Genomic DNA, 16,937 nt, shown 5'->3' on the forward strand with positions numbered 1-16,937 from the left:
GGCCCTCCCGAAGGAGAGCCTTTCCATATTACGTTCGCTATTGATTAGCCTTGTAATTCGTCTTCAAACCCTTTTTGTAAACGAACATAGGATTGACGGCGTTCTTTAGCTAATTGTTTGTTGATTTCTAACAATTCTTTGCTCATTGCAGGAACTGCTTTACCCAAAGATGTGTAACGAACTTCTTTTCCTAAGAAGGAATCGAATAATTCGTAATCAGGTTCTTTGGAATCAAGGCTGAATGGATTTTTGCCTTGTGCTTTTAATGCTGGGTTGTAACGGTATAGATCCCAGTAACCGGATGCAACAGCTTGTTTAGTTTCAGCTTGTGCATTACCCATACCACCTTTAATACCATGGTTGATACATGGAGCGTAAGCGATGATTAGGGATGGACCTGGATATGCTTCAGCTTCTGCCAATGCTTTCATCAATTGGTTCATGTCAGCACCCATACCAACTTGAGCCACATAGATGTTGCCATATGTCATAGCAATCATACCAAGGTCTTTTTTGTTTGTACGTTTACCTTGCGCAGCGAATTGAGCAACCGCACCTACGCGAGTAGATTTAGATGCTTGACCGCCAGTGTTGGAGTATACTTCTGTATCGAATACGAATACGTTAACGTCTTCGCCGGAAGCCAATACATGGTCAAGTCCACCGAAACCGATATCGTATGCCCAACCGTCACCACCAAAGATCCATTGGGAACGTTTTACAAGGTATTGTTTTTTAGCCAATACTTCTTTTACAGCTTCTGTTTGTTCTACTTTGGAAAGAGCATCGATCACAGCTTTAGCGCGGTCACGAGTACCTTCGCCTTGAAGACGTTTTTCTAACCATAAGTCAAGAACTTGTTTAGTTGCTTCATCAGCAGTTTCAGCGATGGAAGCTACAGTTTCAGCTAATTGTGTACGGATTTTTTCAGTACCGATGAACATACCGTAACCAAACTCAGCGTTATCCTCGAATAAGGAGTTAGCCCATGCAGGACCTTGGCCTTGTTGGTTTTTAGTGTATGGAGATGCCGGCATAGATGCACCCCAAATGGATGAACAACCTGTTGCATTAGCAATCATCATACGGTCACCGAACAATTGAGTAATCAATTTAGCATATGGAGTTTCACCACAACCTGCGCAAGCACCGGAGAACTCAAGCAATGGAGTTTTGAATTGGGAACCTTTTACAGTTTCTTGTTTCATTGGGTGAGATTTAGTTGGTAATGCTACACCATAATCCCAAGCTGGAGCAAATTCTAATTCGCCATCGATAGGGCGCATTTCGATTGCTTTTCCTTTAGGAGCTGGACAAATGTTTACACAGTTACCGCAACCTAAGCAGTCTAATGGAGATACTGCAATACGGAATTGCAATTCACCTTTAGTCATCATTTCTGGGATTGTTTCAAAGTTTTCAGGACCTGCTGCTGCTTCTTCTGCTGTCGCTAATACAGGACGGATAGTCGCATGTGGACATACGAAGGAACATTGGTTACATTGGATACAGTTTTCTTTGATCCAGTGAGGAACGAATAAAGCGGCACCACGTTTTTCGAATGCTGCAGTACCAGAAGGTAATGTACCATCTTCATAGCCTGTGAAAGCGGATACTGGTAAATCATAACCAGCTTGTGCATTAACAGGTTTTGCAATGTTAGCCACATAGCTTGGGCAAGTTGTGCAAGAAGATTTTTCGAAAGTATCTTCGGAATCTTTTGCATCTTTCCATGCTGCTGGAACTTCTACTTTTACAAGAGCCCCAACGCCTTCATCAACAGCTTTGTTGTTCATTGCAACAACGTCAGCACCTTTTTTACCATATGTTTTTTCAATGGAGTCTTTTAAGTACTCTACTGCTTTGTCGATAGGAATGATTGTATCTTCAGTCAATTTGAAGAACGCAGCTTGTGTAACCATGTTGATACGGCCACCCAAACCAATTTCAGCTGCAATTTTCGCTGCATTGATGATGTAGAAGTTCAATTCTTTTTCAGCAATTGTACGACGAAGTTTTGCTGGTAATTTTTCTGCTAATTCTTCTGGAGACCAAGTACAGTTCAATAAGAATGTACCGCCTTTTTTAATACCACGAAGAAGATCATATTCATGAACATAAGATTGACGATGACAAGCGATAAATTCTGGTTCAGTTACCAAGTATGGTTTGTTGATTGGATTTTTACCAAAACGTAAGTGAGACATTGTCACACCACCAGATTTTTTGGAGTCATAGTCGAAGTATGCTTGTGCATACATATCTGTATGGTCACCGATGATTTTGATAGCAGATTTGTTAGCACCTACAGTTCCGTCAGAACCGAAGCCCCAGAATTTACATCCAGTTAAACCTTCAGTTTTTACGGATACACCTTCAGCACGGTTTAAGGACAAGTTAGTTACATCGTCATTGATACCCAATGTGAAGAAACGTTTGCCAGCTTCTGCTAACATGTTATCGAATACTGCTACAAGGTCAGCTGGGATTACGTCTTTAGAAGAAAGACCATAACGACCGCCGAATACTTTAGCATTAATATTGTGTTGAACAAGTGCTGCTTGAACGTCTAAGAATAAAGGTTCAGCTAACGCACCTGGTTCTTTTGTACGGTCTAATACTGCTACGCGTTCTACAGTTTTTGGAAGAGCCGCTACAAAACGATCTGTCGCGAATGGACGGAATAAGTGAACTTGTACGAAACCAACTTTACGGCCTTGTGCACGTAAGTAATCTACAGTTTCAGTAGCTACTTGTGCAGAGGAACCCATTGTTACGATTACGTCAGTTGCATCTTCATCACCATAGTAGTTGAACAATTGGTAGTTACGACCAGTGATTTTGTTGATTTCATGCATGTAATGTTCTACTACATTTGGAACTTCTAAGTAGAATGGGTTAGAAGCTTCACGATGTTGGAAGTAGATATCAGGGTTTTCAGCAGTACCACGAGTTACAGGAGCATCTGGGTTCAACGCACGTTGACGGAATGCTTCTAACGCTTCTTGGTCCACTAAAGGTTTTAATTCATCATATTCTAATACTTCGATTTTTTGGATTTCGTGAGAAGTACGGAAACCGTCGAAGAAGTTGATGAAAGGAACGCGAGTTTTTAACGCTGTTAAATGCGCAACTGGAGCAAGATCCATAACTTCTTGTACAGAGGATTCTGCTAACATAGCACAACCAGCAGCACGAGCTGCCATAACGTCTTGATGGTCACCAAAGATAGACAATGCTTGCGCTGCGATAGCACGAGCTGCTACGTGGAATACACCTGGAAGTAACTCACCAGACACTTTGTACAAGTTAGGTAACATTAATAATAGACCTTGAGAAGATGTGAACGTAGTTGTCAATGCGCCCGCTTGTAAAGAACCGTGAACTGCTGCTGCAGCGCCGGCTTCGGATTGCATTTCAACAACCTGTACAGTATGACCAAACAAGTTTTTACGACCTTGTCCTGACCATTCATCCACATGTTCTGGCATTGGAGAAGATGGTGTGATTGGGTAAATAGCTGCCACTTCAGAGAAACCATACGCTACGTGTGCTGCAGCTTGGTTTCCGTCCATAGTTTTCATTTTACGCATGTTAAAATAGCCTCCTTAAAGCAAATAAAAATTAACACTTGTAGTTACATACAAAATAGGGGGATGTATATAGACTCTTGTCCGTGCACTCGCAGGATGAGTCCTCCCCTCTTGAGTATCAAAATGTTTTTTGAAATATGAATCATTTATTTCTAAAAAGATTGCATATGTTGCAAAAATGTAATAATATATAAGTTATATAGTACCTCTTTGCAAATTTGTGAAGTAGTAACTCTACTTCTTGAACAAATTGATATAGCCTTATGGTTTCATTATACATTGAGAACGAGAACTTCGCAATACCATATACACTATATCCATTGCTAATTATGCGATTATCAATTTACATTTACACATGCTTTATTGCTCAAATAGCATACCAAAAAAGAGGGCTTTTGTTATTACCATATTTAAGAGGTGCATTATGGACTTTCATCACTTAAAATACTTCGTAGAAGTAGCGGATCAAAAAAGTTTCAGCAAGGCCGCAAGAAATCTTCACATTTCACAATCTGCTATTAGTCGTACTATAAAAGCATTAGAAGACGAGCTAGGTGTTGTGTTATTCATTCGTAATGCAAAATCTGTTGAAATGACTGATGGCGGCACCATCTTTTTAACGCATGCGAAACGTGTTGTATTCATGTTTGAACATTTAAAAATCGATTTCGAAAACGAATTCCGCTTAGAACAAGGTTCTGTATTAATTGGTTTACCACCAGTTACAGACGCTCCAATCTTTGCACAATTATTAGGTGAGTTTAAACAAACCTATCCTCAAATCGAATTAGAGTTATATGAACATGGTTCTAAAAAAATAGAAATTTCTGTCCAAGAAGGTCTTATCGATGTTGGGATTATCTGTACAAAACCAAATTCAAAAGAATTTGACTCATTCTATTTAACGAGTGATCCTTTAAGCGTTATTTTACCAAAAGATAATCCATTAGCCTTAGAAGAATCTATTTCTCTTGATCAATTAGCAGATCAATCTTTTGTGTTACATAAAGATGATTTTAACCTTCATGATGAAATTGTAAAATCTTGTAAATCTGTTGGCTTCCAACCACATATTGTATTTGAAACTAGCCAACGCGATTTGATGTTACAAACCGTAGCCGCTCACTTAGCAATCGCTTTATTACCTAGTCGTCTATGCCCTACGGAAGATGAAAATACAAAAGTAGGATCTAGCGTTGTGGTACGTCCTTTAGTAAATCCTGAAATTATGCATACTTTACACGTTATTTGGAAAAAAGGACATTACCTATCTCATGCTTCCCGCTTATGGTTAGACTTTGTGATGGCGCGCTTGCCATTGATTCCTGGCGACACCCATGATGAAACAGCTGAATAATCTGCTTCTGAAAGTAGGTCCTCTCCTAAAGAGGCCACTGTTCTGGATTATCCTCTACGTGCTAAGCACAACCTATTGGATGGTGTCACAACAACTAGAAATCAACGCTCTGAAAGAACGAGTTGACACAGAGCATACCATGGAACATAGCGATACATTTCACTATCGCTTGACCAACCTAGAAAACATCAGTAACTCTCACGGAGAACGACTAAAAGAACTAGAACGTGACAACTGGCAGCTCAAACGTTTCGCCAACCAACACCAGTTCCGCATCATGCAACTAGAGTGGGAGCATCCCAATATAGAGGCCCCAGAACCAAGCAAATCCACACCGGTGAAAACACCATTCAAAGCAAACCCAACCAACGTCCCAGACGTTAAAAAATAAAACAAAGGACTGCAACTTGTGCCTAGCACAAGGAGCAGTCCTTTTATTTACACAACATTTTTCTATTTTACTCAACACTCAGCTACTTTAGACTTCCATACGACGCCTACCTTAGCACTGACTGTATAAAAAAAGGGAGATATATGTCTGTAAAAAACAATTTGCGACAGCATGCTCCCATGCGACGCCTACCTCAGCACTGACTGTATAAAAAAAGGGGGATATATGTCTGTAAAAAACAATTTGCGGCAGCATGTTTTTTACAGACATATATCCCCCTCCCACCCAAAATACATCAGTGCTTAGTGTATAAGGAGCATCCATTCGAGAAACGTACACAGCACATAGGCTATGATAAACTTTACTTTTTGTTTCCGATCCCGGTCTTCATCAGCCACTTTCAATCGATGTGCCAAGAATCGTTTATCTCGTATTTGCATCAACATTTCCACGATGTGTTCTTGTCGTTTCATAACATTTTTATCATTCTCTAAAGCCTGCTTCTGCATAGCAATACGTCGTTGTAATCGTCGCATCTGGATCTTAATATTATTGCTCACAAATACAGATTGCCATTTTTTCCTCGTTTCAAAATACATGTAAATATAACGAGGAATGTTCATGACCACAAAGCTGAATAGCAAAATGCTTAAGGAAATAAAGAAATACGTAGAGAAAGAAAAATCCTGTAGCTCTTCATGTGGTAAGTAATGGTTCAAGATAATAAAACTCACCCAAACCCCTATGGGCATTAACAAAGCTGCCGCCATGTCAATGGAGCGAACCCAGTTCGTTTTTACCGGCATTTCAGGAGCTAAATAGGTTTCTAACTTCTGATGGAATGCATAATACTCCACTTGCAACACAGATTGTCCCGATCTGATGGCTGTTAATAGCACCGGCCCTACGCTATCTTTTGGTCGCTGTGGCCAAGGAATAAACTCTCGTACAGGGCTATCCGGTGACAAGTCAAATCGAATAATTCCTTTCTTTTCTAAACGCATAGATGATGTATCATCACCGATGCTGAAAGGATTAAAAAACATCCCTAATACATGCAAACTCCAATTTCCCAAAATATGAGTAATGATATTTAAAAATAAACCACCCATATCTACATTGGCTACATCTAATTTAAGCTGAATGGTAGATGTATAATCATCAAACCAAATATCATCAATATCAAATTCTACATTGATGACATTCCCCAATTTCGTGATGACATTCATGAATACCTTATTGTTTGGTTCAAATTCAAAAATAATGGAATGAAAGAACCAATGATTACGCACCACAGATCGCATCTTACGGTTCACCGCTTCTTCCTCAATGGATAGCATACGATGATCGTATAGCGTATTTCCATCTTCTAGTTGCTCTGGTAAACGTGGGGCTTCTATATGTGTTTGTGTAGTTACAGTATTGGCTAATTTCAACAGCTTTGTAACTAATTGTCCCATATATATCTCCTATCTAGTAGGTTATCTGAATCTAAGTGATACACTTTCATAGTTATCACAATTATATCATAGTCCCCTTACAAATGAAAGAAAAGCCCCACCTATACTAAATGCGTTCCATGCTCAATCGATGGTATTCGTAGAATCGCCCTTGTAAAGCTAATAAACGTTCATAAGTTCCACTTTCCACAATGCGTCCATCTTCTAAGAATACAATACGATCCATTTCATGAAGTTGTTCGATATGGTGTGTAATGTATAATACAGTTTTTCCTTGGAACAAAGTACTCAACTGATCTTGTACCAAGTGCCGTGTGACTTGATCTAATCCTTCTAGTGGCTCATCCAAAAGCAAAATCTCTGCATCACGTAAATACAAGCGTGCCATACCAAGACGTTGTCGTTGTCCACCACTGAGACCCATGCCCCCTTGACCGACCATGGTGCGCAAACCTTTTGGTAAGGTCCGTACCCAGTCCGCCAATTGCACCGCTTCTAAGGCTTGCCAAATGTCGTCATCTGTAGCACTCGGCTTAGCCAATCGGATGTTATCGCCAATTGTAGCATGGAATATATAGATATCTTGGGTAGCATATGCCATATACGATTGCAATTCTTCCTCTGAAAGTGCCCTTGTATCAACTCCATCAATAAAGATAGTACCACTGTATGCATACCATCCTTGTAACAGTGCAAATAATGTGCTTTTACCAGACCCACTAGGCCCTACAATAGCCACTTTCTCACCTTTTTGAATGGACAATTCTAATCCCTCGTAAATAGGCAGTACATCATAAGCAAAGGATAGAGCTTGCATACGAATCATTGGAATCTCTGTTTCAATGTTTTTATCATCCTCTAAAGGTTCATTATCAGAAGGTATATCAGCAAGTCTACTTCTATGAACGCCCACATTATCTACTGATGGGTTCTGTTGTTTCTGTTGACCTTCTAACTGTTCCAATCGCTCCATAGCTAAAGCGCTTTCATAGCCATGCAAGGATGCTTCTGTCATAGGTTGTAAGGCTTCAAAGTAGGACTGCAATCCAATAGCGATGACCGCCACCCATAGCGGTCCGTAGGTAATGCCATCAATCACCCATACGCCAACGATAATCCCTACTAATAAGGCAGATTGTGCTAACCCTAAGAGGATAGTCTGATTCCAACGAACGCCACGATTCCATAGACTTTGCCAACCATCAAAATCACGAAAAGATGCTTTCATAGACTGTACAAATCGTTTTTCTTGATGACTCATAATAATATCTACCACGCCATGAATAGATTCGATGAGTTCCTCTTTCATACGCCCCCGTGTATGTAATCGCATAGGTGGGACTTGCCGTAGCACATAGGTAATGATCATTGGCAACACTACGCCTACAAGAATACTGTACAATGCAATCACCATAGCTACTATCGGATGCAATTGGTATCCTATGATACAGCCTAGCACTGTAACAACGAGGAAGGACAAACTAGGCACTAAGGTACGCAAATAAAAGAACTGTAATGTCTCAATATCTGCCATAATCCGTCCTAGGAGGTCTCCCATTTTCATAGATTGAAAGATACGTGGCACCAATGGTTCTAATCTTTCAAAGAAGGCAATACGCAATTCGTATAAACCTTGGAAGGCCATAGAATGCGACACATAACGTTCCCCATACCGACAGATAGCACGGCTAATCCCAAAGAATCGTACTCCTACAATTGCCAAGCTCAACACCACCAATAGAGGATGCTCTGAGGCTTTCGTTATGAGCCATGTGGACGTAGTAAGTAAGCCAATATTCATAAGCACCGTAGCCATAGCAAAAACTACACTACCCACTAGCAAGGCTTTATGCCCAGATAGTAACTTCCAGAGTGACCATAAGCCTCGACGGATATTCTGTTGCGTATTTCCTATTTTATTATGTTCTTTAACATTCGATGCATGTGTATTATGTAACGCTTCTATTTCAACTTGTCGCACTATATCGTACGATGTATCGCCACTGCTATAGTCTGCTCCTAATGCTGGATTAGGGGATTCAGACTTTAGTGTCTCCTCCACTACCTTTCGCATCACAGGATTACTATAGGTATTCACTAGGGATGTAAAATATCCATTTTGTGCGACTAAGTCTCTATAACTACCAGATTCTACTAATCGCCCTTCTTGCATCACAAATAACATGTCCACATACTTCATAGTTTGCACACGATGCCCCACATACAAGACGATTTTATCTTGCCCATACTGATGCAATACCTGCATAATTAGATGCTCAGTTTCCACATCTAAATGAGCTGTTACTTCGTCAAGAATAAGGATTTGTGCTGGTCGTAACAAGGTTCGTCCTAAAGCTAATCGTTGGCGTTGTCCACCGGACAATCCGTAGCCACCTTCTCCAATCAATGTATCTAATCCCTTTGGTAAAGTAGCTACAAAATCAGCTAGCTGTACTTGTTCTAGTACTTGCCATAAGGTTTCATCAGTCGCCGGTAATCCAAATTGTAAGTTCTCCCGTAAGGTACCACTCATAATATATGGGGTTTGACTGAGATACGCAATCTGCTCATGGTACCATTGACTGTCTAAGGTTTGTAAATCATAACCATCTATGGTCACTTGGCCCTTAGTAGGCGTTAATAATTGCATGAGCACATTAGATATAGTGGTTTTACCCGCTCCACTTTCACCAACTAGCATATAAGAACGGCCACGTTCCAATACACCTGTAAAAGTGGCTAAGCCTACATGATCTTCTTCATATTCGTATGCCACATCCCGAAACTCAATAGTTTGAATCGGACCCTTAAGTGTTTTCTGACCTGTATGAACTACTTCTACACCTGATGTTATATACTCCTGCACCGCTGTAAGGCTCACTTTACCTGATAAACCCGTATGAAACGCAGATCCCAACTGTCGTAGGGGGGCATAGAAATCTGGTGCCAGTAGCAAAATAAAGAAAGCTGGTAAAAACTCTACTTCCCCATATACTAAGGATACCCCTAAGTAGACAGCAATCATGGCTGTACTTATTGTACCGATTAATTCTAACACTAAGGCAGACAAAAAGGCGATACGCAATACCTTTAATGTAGCATCGCGAAACTCTCCAGATAAACGACCTATCACATGAATCTGTTCTTTGGCACGACCAAATACTTTCAGTGTTGTTAAACCTTGTAATACGTCAAGGAAATGTCCTCCTAAGAATTGCATTCGTTCCCATTGTTGCTTATTTAGTTTATCTGCTTCCTTACCAATGAGAATCATGAAAAAAGGAATCAAAGGGTAGGTTAGCAATAAAATCCAACCAATCCAAGAGATAGAATTAATAATAGCAATAGACAATATAAGTGGAATCAATACAGCATATAATGCTTGTGGAATATATTGACTCATATAAGCATCTACATGATCTAACCCATCAGTCAATATATGTGTAATAGAACCAGCACTCTCGGATTGACGTACCCCTTGAGATAACATATGGTGTAGCACACGATTGCGTAGGTCCTCATGAACTGCACTAGCAATATGATCTCGCAACCACTGCTCTCCATGGGTACAAACCATACGTAGAAAAATCATTAACATTAATCCTAGTATATAATCAAAAGATATATCTCCACCTTGTACTACTAGCCTATCAATAATACAAGCAAAAGCATATGCTTGCCCTAACGTTGCTACCGTGCCAAGCAAGGTAAACAATAGTAATCCTCCATAGGAACGAGGATGCAATTTCATTAATTGCCAAGCAAAGGGATGAATCATCGGACCTCCTTTCCAGAATACGTGTTTGTCGATTCTTATCATATGCAAGAAAAGGGACGTGTAATCACGCCCCTTTTAAAATCACTATAGATTAATAGTGTAAGTCATCTTGTGTAACACGATGACGGAAATAGTAGTATGCCCATGCTTGGTACGCCAATACGATTGGTACGAAGATGCACGCTACGATTGTCATCAATGTTAATGTATACGTAGAGGATGCAGCATTCATGATTGTTAAGCTGTACGCTGGATCAATGCTAGATACCATGATACGAGGGAACAATCCTGCAAAGTACGCAAGGGTTACAAATAAAATTGTCAATGCACTGAACACGAAACCTTTACCTGTTTGGCGAGCACGTGTAAAGCCCCAAGATACTAAGAAGCTAAGAATAGCTAATGCAAATGCTACGGTAGCTAATGTGCTGTTGAATAGGTCTGTGTACACATAGGTAGCACCTACCAATACCAACGCACCTACTGCTGTAATCACACCTTCTACTAACGCAGCTGCACGAGCGCGTTCAGAGATTTCCCCTGTTGTTTTCACGGATGCATATAAAGCACCATGGTACAAGAATACGCACACGAAGGCAACGCCACAAAGAATCGTGTATACGCTCAATAAATCTAAGAACCCACCTACAAAGTTCATATCTTTATCGATAGGTGTACCTTGGATCAAGTTACCTACTGTAACACCCCAAAGAAGTGCTGGGATAGCAGATCCAAAGAAAATGCACCAGTCGAAAGCAGCACGCCATGTTGGGCTTTTATCTTTACTGCGGAAGTCAAAAGATACGCCACGAGCGATTAACGCTGCTAACATCAAGAACAATGCCAAGTAGAAACCACTGAATAAGGTAGCATATACTTGTGGGAAGGATGCAAACATAGCACCACCAGCGGTGAGCATCCATACTTGGTTACCGTCCCATACAGGACCGATAGTATTGATTAATTGACGGCGTTCACGGTCTGTTTTACCCAAGAATGGGAGCCACATGCCTACACCATAGTCAAGACCTTCTAAAATGAAGAATCCCGTAAATAGAACACCTACTAAGATGAACCAAATTAATTCTAAGTTATTTGTAATTATTTCCATAATGTAGCCTCCTCTTGTTCAACCACATCATGAGCTGGGTTACCCGCTGGACCCGCTTGAATATGTTTGACTGCCAAGTAGATTGCGGCAATCGCCATGACTACATATACAGCTGTAAAACCGATGATTGTTGTCCAGATTTCTGGGGCTGTTACCACTTTAGATGCACCATCCGCCGTTTTTTGTAAACCATATACAAGCCAAGGTTGACGGCCCGCTTCTGCTACATACCAACCTGTGGAGTTCGCAATGAATGGAAGGGCTAATAAATGATAGATGCTTTTTAGAGCCACTCTATTGTTAAGTAATTTACCTTTCACATGTAAATAGTATCCCACAATAGATGTCACTAACATAATAATGCCTGCTAAAATCATCACACGGAAAGACCAGAACATAGATGTTACATGCGGCACATAATCGCCTGCACCGTGTTTTAGTTCTGCTTCTTTTTGAAGGTCATTGATACCTTTTACTTCGCCTTTGAAAGAATCATGAACTACAAAGGATAGCGCCCCTGGTACACCAATTTCAAAATTGTTCTTTTTGCCATCTTGGTCAATGCCAGCAACGATAGCAAATGGAGCTGGATCATGTGTTTCCCACAATGCTTCAAAAGCAGCTACTTTCATTGGTTGTAATTTGGCTACTGTTTGGCCTTGGAAGTGACCTGCGCCACTAACTAATAAACCACCAATTACTGCTGCACCTAAACCAAACTTAATAGATTTAGAGTAAAAATCTACGTGATTATTCTTCAATAAATGCCATGCACTAACAGAAGCAATGATAACACCTGCTGTTAAGATACCATCTGTAAAGATGTGCAAATATTGACCTGGTAAATACCCATTTTGTAGGATAGCCGCAAAGGAATCCATTTCTGCACGGCCATTACGAAGTGCATATCCAACTGGATGTTGCATAAATGAGTTCGCTACTAAAATCCAGAATGCGGATAAGTTACTTCCGATAGCTACCAACACTGCTACAAATGCATGTGCTTTAGGGGATAATTTATCCCAACCAAAAATCCAAGCCCCCATAAAAGTGGACTCTAAGAAAAAGGCTGTTAAGGCTTCTAACGCCAAAGGAGCTCCGAAGATATCTCCCATGAAGCGAGAGTATTCCGCCCAGTTCATTCCAAAATGGAACTCTTGAACGATACCTGTTACAACACCCATTGCAAAGTTAATTAAGAATAATTTTCCCCAAAACTTTGCCATTTTTTTGTACACTTCGTTTTTCGTACGCACATAAGTAATTTCTAGTATTGCTACTAATACTGTCATACCTAGCGTAAACGGAACGAAGAGCCAATGATAGATCGTTGTCAATGCAAATTGAAAACGAGCTAACAAGACTGCATCCATCATGTTAATTCCTCCTCACTTGAATACAATTTATACCACATGGTGCAATGATATTTGAATCGAACGCTCACGTTTTGCTAACGTTTCGAAATCAACATTTTTTAACTCTTGTATTAGTACAGCTTGAATTTTACCAACTGCCTCTTGTACGGCGCATTGACCATGGCAGCCACGAGAGCAACTTTCAGAGTCATATAAACAATGTTGTAAATATGTGTCTCCTTCTACCGCTGTTACCACATCATACAAACTAATATCTTTAGGCTTTTTGGCCAATGTAAATCCACCATCTACGCCTCGGTAAGAGTGCAATAATTTTGCATTCACTAAATATCTCATAATTTTTAGTAGAAATCGTTCAGGAATCTTGCTAGTACGCGCTAACTCTGAGCCTACCTTACGAGTACCAAAAGGTAATGTAGACATATATAAAAGAATACGAAATGCATAGTCTGTCGCTTGATTAAATTTCAATGAGTCCTCCTCTTTTGTTATCTATCCTTCATAAAACTTTATCCGTCATCAAAAGTACACTACTTAGGTATACTTTAAGCTTGCAAAAAAAATGCTCGAGTGCAAAAGCGTTCGAGCATCTCTTGTTTCTATTATAAGAAATTATTGAGAATGTTGCAACCTATTTCTTCACAACTTCTTCATTTTTTATATATGTGCTAATGTATCAATAATCACATAAGCTAGTGCAGATACACCTGCAGATAATGGTATCGTAATAAACCAAGCAAATACCATAGACCTTGCAGTGCTCCAGTTAACCGCTCTTACACGCATGGCTGTACCTACCCCCATAATAGATCCACTCACAACATGTGTAGTAGATACTGGTAAATGCAATAATGTAGCTGTAAAAATAGTAATAGCAGAGTTCAAATCAGCTGCAAATCCATTAATACTTTCTAATTTAAAAATTTTACTACCTACAGTAGCAATAATTTTCCAACCACCTGCTGCTGTACCTAATGCCATTGCTGTAGCACAGGCAATTTTAACCCAAATAGGTACATCTAAGGTTTGTAAATGTCCACTAGCTACTAAGGTTAACGTAATTATGCCCATCGCTTTTTGTGCATCATTAGATCCATGCGAAAACGACATTAAGGCCGCAGATACTAATTGCATATTCCGAAATCGATCATTTAAGATAATTGGCGAAAATCGTCCAAATAGGATTAGCAGTATTTTCATAACAATATAGCCCAATACTAGCGCTAGAATAGGAGATGCTACCAAAGAAATAAAAATCTTACCAATCCCACCAGCTTGCAGAGCTTCAGGGCCTACAGAAATCAACACAGCACCAATGATACCACCAATTAAGGCATGGGAAGAAGAGCTTGGAATCCCATACCACCAAGTTAAGAGGTTCCAGAAAATAGCACCTACAAGAGCTGCAACAATAATTTCTCCGTTAATCATCTCTGGGGCTGTAACAATATCTCCACCAATCGTTTTAGCAACGCCCGTACTCACCATAGCTCCCAAAAAGTTTAACGTGGCTGCCATCATAACAGCCGTCTTTGGCGCTATGGCTCGAGTAGATACTGATGTGGCAATTGCATTAGCAGTATCATGGAATCCATTTATATAGTCAAAGGCCAATGCGAGCAAAACGACGGCCCATATCACCCAACCATCAAGCATACTTTAATACTACCCGGCGGAATGTTCCTACCAAAGTCTCAGATCCATCAATAACGTCTTCCATGGAGCTAAGAATTTCCTTCCACTTAATGATTTCAATAGGGTCACTGCACTCTGTAAAAAGTTTCGCCATTTCCACATGATAAATATCATCTGCCTCTGCTTCTAAACGCAACACCTCTAACGCACGACCTTCTACTTTCAGATAGTTCTTTTTTAAACTCCCCATATAAGAAATAGATTTTTTAATGTGTTTGCAACATTTAGCTACGATTTCTGCCATACGGATTGCTCCTGCAGTTGGTTCGCTTTGCACTTGATACATTACCATTTTATCCATAATTTCTTTAATATTATCAATCGTGTTATCTAATTGATCAATCAAAAGTTGAATGTCTTCACGATCCATTGGCGTAATAAATGTTTTACGCAAACGGTCCATAGTAGCCGCTACCAATTCATCTGCCTCATGTTCCTTTTGTTCAATTTCGCGAAGAGCTTCTCGCTTCTCCACTTCTCCTTCAAACACATCTTGCATCAATTGTGCTGCCTCATGACATAACTCAGCATGGTCATTGAGCATACTGAAAAACTTTTCTTCTTTTCCTTTTAAATTGAAAGCCATTACTTCCTCCAATAACTTACTATGTAATTTAGATAATTCCATTATAGCACGTTACCATTCACTTGTGCATACAAATTACAAAAGCCTATATACATTTTTACTTTTAATACGTAATGCTATTCTTTTAGATATCTCTATTGTTATAATTGCCTATTTTTTATAAGACTTCTATCTGTTGCCGCTTTGCTTTACTATCTTTACATCACATCTATGGGTGCAACAAAAATAGCTATCTTAGCACTACTATAATACATAGTTACTAAAGATAGCTATCGTTAATCCCTATTTAATTAATTCTCGCTTTAAGTGTTTAACTTCTGGTAAAATCAATTCTTTCATGGCTAGTGTAACAGCCCCTACTGATCCCGGAATAGCAAATAAAATCGTATGATCTTTTACCCCGCCAATAGCACGAGATGCCAATGCTTTCGTTCCAATATCATCACGGTAGCTTAAAAAACGAAATAACTCGCCAAACCCTGGAATTTCTTTATCCAATAAGGGTTGCACTGCTTCGATGGATACATCACGTTTGGCAATACCAGTGCCTCCAGTGCTAATAATAATATCTGCACCACTAACATTACTCACATAAGTCCAAGCTCGTACAGCATTATTTGTGGAAGTATCCAAAACTAGAACTTCTTCATCATAATTGCCAGTGAAAGCCTGATGAATGGCTCCTTGAATCTCATCAATTGTATCTGTCACAATTTGACGAGATACCACCTCAAATCCAGCCTCGCGAGCTAATTCTTCAACTCGGGCCCCACCTTTATCTGTCTCTTTTGTTCTTGTATCAGACACTGTAATCACCGCTACTGTTAGGGGGCGGTCTGTAAATTCCATCATTGCCATATGTATGGTCCTTTCTTTGTAGTACATGCTATTTAATATAAAATCATCAGCCAGTCTATTACTCTTAATAGGCTGGAACCAACATACTAGAAAACGTTTCTCAGATAGCTTCTAATACAGTATAGTAACTAATTATGTGCCATCTTTCAAAGTTTTAATACTCCAACTAGTACCTATATGTATAGTAGCATATCTCCTATCGTAACTCCATAAGAAATGTTAAAGACCAAAAAATTCTTTTACTTCTTTTAACTGACCTTTTGTACAGGACACATATAGTTCGTCTCCACACTGTAATACTGTTGTGGCCACTGGTACAATCGGTTGTCCTCCTCGATCAATGCTGACAATCATAGATCCTCTTGGCATTTCAATATCTTTCAGCATCGTTTCTACATAGGGGCAAACGACTGATAGACGAGTTTGGAAAAATGTTTGCTCTTCTTCTGCTCCTACAATGCCTTGGCTCATACGAAGTAATAAATTATCATAAATTGGTAATTCTTTCATAAATTCAGCCGTTAAATAAGCAATAATGGCCACAGTACCTACTTGGTAAATACTGTGAAAGCTATTTGTCATTTCTAGTACCAATAATATAGCTAACAATGGAGTTCGCATAGAGGCTGCTAACATACCTGCCATACCACAAATGATAAAACTACTTCCAAAGGCATTCGGTAGCATGTGTAATTCTACTAATATACTATGCATCAATGCCCCCACTGCTGA

The 16,937-nt window shown here is 39.7% G+C and carries 12 protein-coding genes (1 of these 12 only partly in view); 2 read left to right on the plus strand and 10 right to left on the minus strand.

Features of this window, described 5'->3' with window-relative positions:
- Positions 1–44 precede the first annotated feature (44 nt).
- On the minus strand, positions 45–3,593 hold the full coding sequence (nifJ, locus tag HMPREF9200_RS07550; RefSeq protein WP_009354138.1) for a pyruvate:ferredoxin (flavodoxin) oxidoreductase: 3,549 nt from the start codon (positions 3,591–3,593) through the stop codon (positions 45–47).
- 424 nt (positions 3,594–4,017) lie between these two features.
- Here nifJ and HMPREF9200_RS07555 point away from each other — a divergent pair, with 424 nt between their 5' ends.
- Positions 4,018–4,950: a LysR family transcriptional regulator gene (locus HMPREF9200_RS07555; protein ID WP_009354144.1), complete on the plus strand. Its 933-nt coding sequence runs from the start codon at positions 4,018–4,020 to the stop codon at positions 4,948–4,950.
- Positions 4,951–5,032: 82 nt separating this feature from the next.
- A complete protein-coding gene (locus HMPREF9200_RS07560) occupies positions 5,033–5,341 on the plus strand; it encodes a hypothetical protein (RefSeq protein WP_127162716.1) in 309 nt (102 codons plus the stop codon).
- Between the two features lie 302 nt (positions 5,342–5,643).
- On the opposite strand, the gene HMPREF9200_RS07565 is transcribed toward HMPREF9200_RS07560, so the two are convergent.
- The 9 genes from HMPREF9200_RS07565 to HMPREF9200_RS07605 form a co-directional block, all read right to left on the minus strand.
- The gene (locus HMPREF9200_RS07565; RefSeq protein ID WP_009354136.1) at positions 5,644–6,801 is read right to left on the minus strand and encodes a hypothetical protein; all 1,158 of its coding nucleotides are present in this window, start codon (positions 6,799–6,801) and stop codon (positions 5,644–5,646) included.
- Between the two features lie 106 nt (positions 6,802–6,907).
- Positions 6,908–10,579: a thiol reductant ABC exporter subunit CydD gene (cydD, locus tag HMPREF9200_RS07570; RefSeq protein ID WP_009354124.1), complete on the minus strand. Its 3,672-nt coding sequence runs from the start codon at positions 10,577–10,579 to the stop codon at positions 6,908–6,910.
- Positions 10,580–10,670: 91 nt separating this feature from the next.
- Positions 10,671–11,690 carry a cytochrome d ubiquinol oxidase subunit II gene (gene cydB / locus HMPREF9200_RS07575; protein ID WP_009354130.1) on the minus strand — a complete coding sequence of 340 codons (1,020 nt, stop codon included), beginning with the start codon at positions 11,688–11,690 and terminating at the stop codon, positions 10,671–10,673.
- Positions 11,681–13,066 carry a cytochrome ubiquinol oxidase subunit I gene (locus tag HMPREF9200_RS07580; protein ID WP_009354123.1) on the minus strand — a complete coding sequence of 462 codons (1,386 nt, stop codon included), beginning with the start codon at positions 13,064–13,066 and terminating at the stop codon, positions 11,681–11,683. The genes cydB and HMPREF9200_RS07580 overlap by 10 nt, the downstream gene beginning before the upstream one ends.
- 27 nt (positions 13,067–13,093) lie before the next feature.
- On the minus strand, positions 13,094–13,537 hold the full coding sequence (locus tag HMPREF9200_RS07585; protein ID WP_009354142.1) for an Rrf2 family transcriptional regulator: 444 nt from the start codon (positions 13,535–13,537) through the stop codon (positions 13,094–13,096).
- A 186-nt stretch (positions 13,538–13,723) separates the two neighbouring features.
- Positions 13,724–14,722 (minus strand): inorganic phosphate transporter, encoded by a 999-nt coding sequence (locus HMPREF9200_RS07590; RefSeq protein ID WP_009354128.1) that lies wholly within the window; start codon positions 14,720–14,722, stop codon positions 13,724–13,726.
- Positions 14,715–15,347, minus strand: a complete 633-nt coding sequence (locus HMPREF9200_RS07595; protein ID WP_009354140.1) for a DUF47 domain-containing protein — start codon at positions 15,345–15,347, stop codon at positions 14,715–14,717. Before HMPREF9200_RS07595 ends, HMPREF9200_RS07590 begins: the two co-directional genes overlap by 8 nt.
- Before the next feature lie 282 nt (positions 15,348–15,629).
- Positions 15,630–16,205 carry a molybdenum cofactor biosynthesis protein B gene (locus HMPREF9200_RS07600; protein ID WP_009354121.1) on the minus strand — a complete coding sequence of 192 codons (576 nt, stop codon included), beginning with the start codon at positions 16,203–16,205 and terminating at the stop codon, positions 15,630–15,632.
- Positions 16,206–16,424: 219 nt separating this feature from the next.
- Positions 16,425–16,937, minus strand: partial view of a ClC family H(+)/Cl(-) exchange transporter gene (locus HMPREF9200_RS07605; RefSeq protein WP_009354141.1) — the end only. The gene runs 1,041 nt beyond the window's last position; the window shows 513 of its 1,554 coding nt (coding positions 1,042–1,554); the start codon falls outside the window, past its right edge; its stop codon occupies positions 16,425–16,427.

This window comes from Veillonella sp. oral taxon 780 str. F0422, from assembly GCF_000221605.1.
Taxonomy (GTDB): Bacteria; Bacillota; Negativicutes; order Veillonellales; family Veillonellaceae; genus F0422.